This window comes from bacterium (assembly GCA_035945995.1).
In the GTDB taxonomy this organism is placed as follows: domain Bacteria; phylum Sysuimicrobiota; class Sysuimicrobiia; order Sysuimicrobiales; family Segetimicrobiaceae; genus DASSJF01.
The window spans coordinates 1-8331 of the sequence record DASYZR010000054.1 but is presented as its reverse complement, the minus strand read 5'-3'; the positions used below and the strand labels follow the sequence as shown (position 1 = coordinate 8331).

6 protein-coding genes are annotated in these 8331 nt (G+C 71.5%); 5 read left to right on the top strand and 1 reads right to left on the bottom strand.

What is annotated here, in order from left to right; all coding sequences use genetic code 11:
• The coding region (locus tag VGZ23_05225) for an FAD-dependent oxidoreductase (GenBank protein ID HEV2356996.1) at positions 1-144 on the bottom strand (144 nt) is incomplete at its 3' end.
• A 70-nt stretch (positions 145-214) separates the two neighbouring features.
• Between VGZ23_05225 and VGZ23_05220 the strand changes: the two genes are divergently transcribed.
• From VGZ23_05220 to VGZ23_05200, 5 genes are all read left to right on the top strand, one after another.
• Entirely contained in the window at positions 215-1837 is a 1623-nt protein-coding gene (locus VGZ23_05220) for a hypothetical protein (GenBank protein ID HEV2356995.1), read from the top strand.
• Positions 1838-1911: 74 nt separating this feature from the next.
• On the top strand, positions 1912-2427 hold the full coding sequence (locus VGZ23_05215) for a DUF192 domain-containing protein (protein ID HEV2356994.1): 516 nt from the start codon (positions 1912-1914) through the stop codon (positions 2425-2427).
• 163 nt (positions 2428-2590) lie between these two features.
• Positions 2591-4984, top strand: coding sequence for a sodium-translocating pyrophosphatase (locus tag VGZ23_05210; protein ID HEV2356993.1), 2394 nt, complete (start codon positions 2591-2593; stop codon positions 4982-4984).
• Entirely contained in the window at positions 4981-6654 is a 1674-nt protein-coding gene (locus VGZ23_05205) for a GAF domain-containing protein (protein HEV2356992.1), read from the top strand. The genes VGZ23_05210 and VGZ23_05205 overlap by 4 nt, the downstream gene beginning before the upstream one ends.
• Before the next feature lie 2 nt (positions 6655-6656).
• Positions 6657-8331 (top strand): response regulator (locus VGZ23_05200; protein ID HEV2356991.1); only part of this gene is annotated, 1675 nt, incomplete at its 3' end.

Genomic DNA, 8331 nt, shown 5'->3' with positions numbered 1-8331 from the left:
GGAGAGCTTGCCGGTGCAGTGCGTGGGGAGGCCGACGGTGCGGTGCTCCTCGAGCAGGAGCGCACGCAGGCCCTGTCCCGCCGCGGCCCGGGCCGCTTCCGCGCCGCCGGGCCCGGCGCCCACGACAACCACGTCATAGCGCATCACGGGAGGGCGATGTTCGATGCCCGAGGAGGGCATTTCCTCCCCGGCTCCTAACGTTAGCCCTGAGAGCATGCTCCCGCGACGCCCCCCAGCGCGTGCCCGGCGCCTCACTGCGCTCCTCGCGGCCTCGCTGTCGGTGCTGATGATGCACGCCGCGGCCGCCCCGGCGCCCGGCGCCGCCGCGGGGACCGTGACGCCGGAGAGCGTTCAGCGCGAGCGGCTGACGCTTCAGGGGGCGGAGGAACCGCATACGCCCCCGGCCCTCGACCGCGTCGACGCCTACCGGTACGCGGCCGACCTGACGGCCGCCGGCGGCCCCCCCGACGCCGTGCTCGTCCTGCTGCCCGGCCTGAACTCCGGTCCCAACACGCTCGATCTGCTGGCGCGGGCCCTCATCGGCCGCCACCCGGCGCTCGAAATCTGGATCGCGGAGCCGCGCGCCGGCATCCTGCAGGACCGCCGAGGCGTCACCGCGGCGCTCGCGTACCACAACCCCGATTTTGCGCTCGCCTACTACTACGGCCGGCTCGCGATCGACGGTCAAACGTTCTCCCTGCTCGACCCCAAGACCGTGCCCTCCGCCGCGTATTGGGGGCTCGACCTGCACCTGCGCGACGTGCGGATCGTCATCACCGAGGTACACCGGCGCTACCCCCGGGCGCGCGTCCTCTTGGGCGGCCACTCGCTCGGCGCGATGTACGCCGCGCTGTACGTCGGCTACGACTTCGGCCGCACGCCGGGGCCCGCGCCCGTCGCCCGGACGGGGCCCGCCGCCGCGCCGTCGCCGCAGGCGGGGTGGCACGATGTCGACGGGCTCGTCCTGATCGACGGGGTCCCGATCCACCTCCTGGCGAAACTGACGCCGTCCCAGTATCTCTACGGCTTGTCGCTGCCGCTCGTCGGGAAGATCCCCGGCATCAACGCGCTGCTCGCCACGAACCCGCGCCGGCGCGTCAGTCCGTTCACGGACACGTCGACGCTGGCGCGCACCCAGGACAGCATTCTCTTCGACACGGTCGCCGTGTACGCATACTTGAAACCCGACGCGCCGAGCCGGCTGCCGTTCTATCCGCGCAACGGCCTCCCGATCACCAACGAGGCGCTGCTCGGCGCCGTCCTCTCCGATCAGATGGAGCCCGACATATTCATCCGGGCGTCGATCGGCGGCCCGCTCGGGGTCTTCGACCGCATGCCCGACCCGGCCGGCATCACCCGCGACGGATTGCTGAAACTCTCGACCGGCCGCCCGGCGCGCGGCGAGACCCTGATCCGCTGGATTCCGTACGACCGCAGCACGCCGCGCGGCCTCGTCGACCTGCGGGCGCTCGAGGCCGCGATCCTCCGGCCCGACGGCGACTTTACGCAGTGGTACATGCCGTGGCGGCTGCTGCTCGATCTCGGGCTCTCCCTGAACCTCGACACCGGCGACGAGTTCTCGCGGCGATACGTCAGCCTCACCCAACTGCGGTACGTCAACCTGCCGATGCTCATCCTGGGAGCCGGGCGCGGGCTGGTCCGGTGGCCGGGACTCGTGGACTTCTACCTCGCGCATACGGCGACGCCGCGCAGCCGCGTGCGGGTCACGATTCTCGCGCGCTACACGCATCTCGACATCGAAGACGCGGCCGACAACGAAGCCGTGGGGACCATCCTGGACTGGCTGTCGGCCCTGCCACCTCGGACTGCTCGGTGATCGGCCCGCCCCGTCGACACGCGCCCCGTCCGGCCCGAGGGAACCACGGCCGGGACGGCGGCGTTGTCTTGGGCATGAACGTGCCCCGCGTCCTCGCCGCATTACTCGTCCTGGCCTTCGCCGGCGGGGCCGCCGTGCCGCGCGCGTTCGGCGCCGGTGACTGCACCGTGCCCACGTTCAAGTACCCGCACGGCGTTGTCACTTTCACCGAGCACGGGACCGCGACCCAAGTGCGCGTGGAGATCGCCGATACCGAGCCGTCGCGGGAAGTCGGGCTCATGTGCCGCCGCGAGCTCGACACGGACGCCGGGATGCTCTTCAAGTTCGAGGACCTGACGCAGGCGCCGTTCTGGATGAAGGACACGTTGATCCCGCTGTCGATCGCCTTCCTGGACAATCGCTGGCGCGTGGTCGGCATCCTCGATATGCGCGTCGCCCCGGACCCGAGCAATCCGCCTCCCACGGACCTGTGGCAGCCCACCCGCCCCTACCGGTACGCGTTGGAGGTCAACCAGGGGTTCTTCAAGGCGCACGGCCTGGACGCCCACGCCCAGGTGCGCTTTACGCCCGCCGACCCTCCCAAACCCTAACGGCGGCTGCGGCCGCGGTAAATCCGGCGCCCGGAGCCGGGAACCGCCGGAAATCGCGGTTTTTCGCCTATTTTGAGCGCCGTTCGCTTGAAGCCACACGGCTCCACCTGCTATGATGGCTGTTGCCGCACGCGCCAAGGATCGGAATGCCGGGGAGGACTGAATGAACGAGTCCACCATCATGCTGCCGCCCTTTGGCGCACTCGAGTCGCTGCTTTTGTGGCTCGTCCTCGCCGCGGCCGCCTCCGCGCTCGCGTATGGCTGGTGGCTCAGCGTGCGGGTACTGGCGCGCAGCGCCGGGCCGGAGGCGATGCAGCGGGTCGCCGCGGCGATCCAGGAAGGCGCGCGGGCGTACCTGACGCGGCAATTCCGGACGATGGCGCTCTTCATCGTCCTCATCACGATCGCCCTCTACCTCCTCTACCGTCCGATCTACACCAACCCGGCGCTCGTGGTCGGGATCGCGCTTGCGTTCTTGATGGGGTGCCTCGCGAGCTACGGCGCCGGCTCCGTCGGCATGCACCTGGCCGTCCGCGGCAACGTCCGGACCGCCGACGCGGCGACGCGCAGCTTCCGCGAGGCGCTCGAGACGGCGTTCCAGGCCGGCACCGTCTCGGGGATGTTCACCGTCGGGCTCGGGTTGCTGGGGGCGACGATCATCTTCGTGATCTTCCGCGGCGACGCCACGCGCGTGCTCATCGGCTTCGGGTTCGGCGGGTCGCTGGTCGCGTCGTTCATGCGGATCGGCGGCGGCATCTACACCAAGGCGGCCGACGTCGGCGCCGACCTGGTCGGCAAAGTCGAAGCCGGCATCCCGGAGGACGATCCGCGCAACCCCGCCACGATCGCCGACAACGTCGGCGACAACGTCGGCGATTGCGCGGGCATGGCCGCGGACGTCTTCGAATCGTACGAGGTCACGCTCGTCGCGGCGATCATCCTCGGCGCCTCGGCGCTCCTCGACCCGCACTTCCGCGCGACCTACGGGCCGGCGGCGTCCGGGTTCGCGCTCAAACTGATCCTCTTCCCGTTGCTCGTGCAGGGGGTCGGCGTGTTCGCCTCGATCGTGGGGACGTGGGCGGTGCGGGCGCGTGGCGACGCCCAGGGCGATCCCATGCGGCCGATCACGAACGGGTTCTGGACGGCGAGCGCGGCCGCGGTCGTCGGGTTCGGGCTCGTCAACGCCTTCTACCTGACGGACCCCCGGACCGGGGCGGCCGACTGGCGGTTCTCGTTCGCGACGCTGACCGGCCTCGTGCTGGCCGGGGTGATCAAATGGCTCACCGACCAGTACACGGGCGCGGAGCGCCGTCCGGTCAGCGAGATGGCGTACTCCACCAAGACCGGGCCGGCGACGTTCCTGCTCTCCGGCCTGGGATTCGGACTCGAGTCGTCGGTCTGGGCGATCCTCGCGATCGCCGCGACGATCCTCGCCTCGTTCACGATCTTTCAGGGCGACGTGGCGCTCGCGGGCTACGGCATCGCGCTGTCCGGGCTCGGCCTCCTGACCGTGACCGGGTACATTCTCGCCATGGACACCTTCGGCCCGATCGTCGACAACGCCAACGGCATCTTCGAGATGGCGGGCGGCGGCGAGGACCGCGCGGCGCGGATCATCGCCCACCTCGACCAGGCCGGCAATACGACGAAGGCCCTCACCAAGGGCTTCGCGATCGCGACGGCCGTCATCGCCGCCACGGCGCTGTTCCGCTCGTTCGTGGACCAGGCGCACCTGCTGCCGTCGGCCGCCTCGTTCGGGACGACGCTCGCGCAGGCCGGCGCCGCCGCGGGCGACGTCTTGGAGCGTGTCGGCATCCAGGTCAACCTCCCGCTCGTCTTCATCGGCATGCTCATGGGCGGCGCCGTCCCCTTCCTGGTCTCGGCGTTCCTGATCCGCGCGGTCGGCCGCTCCGCGTTCGACGTCGTCGAGGAAGTCCGGCGGCAGTTCCGCACGATCCCGGGCATCATGGAGGGTACGGCGCGACCGGATTACCAGCGCTGCGTCGACATCGTCACGCGCGCGGCGCAGCGGGAGCTGCTGGCGCCGGCGGTGGTGGCGATCTCCGCCCCGATCATGGTGGGGATTGGTCTCGGCGCGGCGCCGCTCGGCGCGTTTCTCGCCGGCGCGATCCTGACCGGCCAGTTGATGGCCGTGTTCATGGCGAACACCGGCGGCGCCTGGGACAACGCGAAGAAGAAGATCGAGGACGGGTTCCTCGGCGGCAAGGGCACGGAGTACCACAAGGCGGGGGTCATCGGCGACACGGTCGGCGATCCCCTGAAAGACACGGCCGGCCCGGCCCTCAACCCGCTCATCAAGGTCATGAACCTCGTGAGCATCCTCATCGCCCCCGTCGCCATTCTGCCGATCGGCTGGGGTATGCGCGCCGCGGTCGTCGCGCTCACCCTCGCGCTCATGGCCTGGGCCGTGGCGATCAACCGCCGCAGCTCGGTCAGCCCGGAAGACATGGCCGCCGCGGCGCGGGGGGCCCCCGCGGCGGCCGGCGCCGCCCTCGTGCCGGCCGGCCGGCCGGACGTGAGTCCGCAGGGGCGGTGACGGCGCAGCGCGTGGATACGCCGGACGCCGAGGCGCGGCTCGCCCGCAAAGTCGAGGAGCTGTCGGCGCTGCGGGAGATCAGCCGCGCGATCGGCGCCGCGCTCGACCTCGACACGACGCTTACGCTCATCACCCGCAAGACCGCCGAGGCGATGCGCGTCGACAGCTGCTCCATCTATCTGCTCGACGCCTCCCGTGACTACCTGGTGCTGAAGGCCACGACCGGCCTGGCCCCGGAGGCGGTCGGCCGCGCGCGCCTGCGGCTCGGGGAGGGGCTGACCGGGTGGGCGGCCGACAAGGGCGAAGCGGTGGCGTCCAGCAACGCGACGGCCGATCCGCGGTTCAAGTATCTGCCGGAGACCCATGAGACGTTGTTTCACTCGCTGCTCGCCGTGCCGCTGACGGTGGCGGGACGCGTCCTCGGCGCCGTCAACGTGCAGACGACCGGCGTCCACGCCTGGGCTGATGACGAGGTGGAGCTCCTCAGCATCATCGCCGACCTCGCCGGGGGGGCGCTCGAGAAGGCGCGGCTGTACGACAGCATGCGCCGGCAGATCATGGAGCTGCGCACGCTCGCGGAGGTCAGCGAGACCCTCACTTCCCCGCTGTACCTCGAGCAGATCTTCCGGCTGCTCGTCGAGATGGCGTCCCGCGTGTTCGACGCGGCGTTGTGCACGTTGATGCTGACCGACGGCGACGCGCTCGTCCTGGCCGCCGCCCATCCCGCGGATGCCGACGCCCACGCGCCGGGCGCGGGGGCGGGCCGGCCGCGGCAGACGCTGCGGGTGGGCGCGGGACTGCCCGGGCTGGCCGCCGCGTCGGGCGAGCCGGTCAGCAGCGAGGACGCCGGCGCGGACCCCCGGATCCTGCCGGCCGAACTGCTGGGCCGCGGGCCGGCACGATCGGCGCTGGCCGTGCCCCTGCGTGTCCGCGACCGGACGCTCGGCGTCGTCACAGTGTATCTGGGCCGGCGGCACGCCTTCACCCCGCCCGAGAGCACGATGCTGCAGACGCTCGCCAATCAGGCGGCCCTGGCCATCGAGAACGCCGGGCTCGTCGTGAAGTCGGCAATGGTGCGCGAGATGCACCACCGCGTCAAGAACAATCTGCAGATGATCGCGATGCTGCTGCGCCTGCAGATGCGGGACGGCCGGGAGGTGTCCGGCCGGGAGGTGCTCACCGAGACGATCAACCGGATCCTGAGCATCGCCGCGGTGCACGAGATCCTCGCCGCGGAGGGCCTCGGCACCGTGAGCGTCCGCGAGATGCTCGACCGCGTGGTCCACACCGTGACGCAGACGATGGCGCCGCCCGGCTTCAACCTCGACGCCCGGGTGAGCGGGGACGACGTCCATCTCCCGACCCAGCAGGCCACGTCCCTCGCGCTCGTCGTCAACGAACTGCTGCAGAACGCGATGGAGCACGCCTTCCCCGGACGGGCGAAAGGGCAGGTCGTCATCGTGCTGATGCCGGGTCCCGACGCCCTGCGGGTCGAAGTCCGCGACGACGGCGTGGGGCTGCCCGACGGCTTTGCGCCGGAGCGGTCCAGCGACCTCGGCCTCGAGATCGTCCGCACGCTCGTCCAGGACGACCTGAAGGGCCGCATCGTCTTCACCAACGCGGGCGGGGCGCGCGTCGTCATCACCCTGCCGCAGCCGGCGGTCGCCTGACCATGCCGGACGCCCTCAAGATCCTGATCGCCGACGACGAGCCCGTGATCCGGATGGGCCTCAAGACCATGCTGGAGGAGCACGGGTACAAAGTCGTCGCCGAGGCGCCGGACGGCGAAGAGGCCGTCGCCCTCGCCCACAAGACCTCGCCCGACCTCATCTTCATGGACATCAAGATGCCGGGCCTCGACGGTGTCTCCGCGGCGGCCACGATCATGTCGCGCGCGCCGAGGCCGATCATCCTCCTCACGGCCTGGAGCGAACGCGATCTGGTGCAGCGGGCGCAGGAGGCCGGCGTGCTGGCCTACCTCGTCAAGCCGGTGCGCGAGGCGGAGCTCGTCCCGGCGATCGAGATCGCGATGGCGCGGTTCGGCGAGTTGCGCACGCTGCAGCAGGAGGTGGGCAATCTCAAGGAGACGCTGGAGACCCGCAAGCTCGTCGAGCGCGCCAAGGGCATCTTGATGTCGCGCGAGGGCATCGACGAACAGGAGGCCTTCCAGCGCATCCAGCGGCAGAGCCGCAACACGCGCACCGCGATGCGCGAGATCGCGCGGGCCATCCTCGTCTCCGACGAGCTGCGCCGGACCGTCCCGTCGCAGCAGGCTACCCCGATCGCGGTCCGCACCCCGGCCGACCTGCTGCGCGTGCTGTCGGGCATTCGCCTCGTGCCCGGCGGATCGGCGGAGACCGACGTCATGGCGTCGGGCCTTGAGCCGCTCGGCTACCTCCGCCTGACCCCGGGCGCCGAGGTATCGGTGGAAGGGTACGTCACGAACCGGACACCGGAAGGCGCCTACGGCCTCGGCATCGCGTTCGGGCTGGCCCCCTCGCCGGCGGACCGCGAGGGCCTCGTCGCCGCCGTCCTCCAGAACGCGGTGCGCCCGGGCGTCCTCGACGCCGGCGGCACGGCGCACAGCGCGTACGCGCAACTGCTGGACGAGATCATCACGACCCAGCAGCGGGTGACGGTGTCCGGCTTTCTCCGCCTGCTGCCGGACCACGCCTCGGCGGACCACCCCGACCTGCCGCACCTCGTCGAGATCCACCCGGTGCGCAGCGTCGCGACGGAGCGGGGGCTCGTGCTTCCGCCGATCTCGCTCGACGCGCCCGGCGGCGACGAGTGGACGCAGGTCGAGGACATCCACCCCATGCCGTTCCCCGATTTCCAGTCGCCGACCCGGCTCGCCATCACCGGCGCCGCGCTGACGTTCCGGCACGCGCCCGCGGAAGATACCGCCTACGTGTACATGACCGGCCGCTTCTACGGCGGCCGCAGTCAGTTCGTCGAGGGGCGCGCGTTTCTGTTCGCGTTCGGGGACGCCCCCGGGCGCACCCGTATCACCGCCGTCGCCGTGCCCGGCACGCCGGGCTACGACATGGTGCGGCGCTGGCTCTCCGCGCCGCCGACCGGCCCGTTGACGCTCGTCGGCCTGCGCACGCTCGCGGTCCCGTCGTTGTTTGCCCCCGGCGGCGGCCGCATCGACGCGGTGCTCTGCCCCGTGTTCCGCATCCTCCCGGGCACGGTCAAAGGCGCGGGCGTGCCTGCGCCGACGGGCCGGTTCGAGCTCGTCCCCGTGGGCGGGCCGCCCCCGGCGTCGCCCGCGGCGGCCCCTCGGAACCGGGCCCGCGCGGCCCGCAGTTCCCGCGACCGGAAGACCCGCTCGAGGCCGCGGGCGA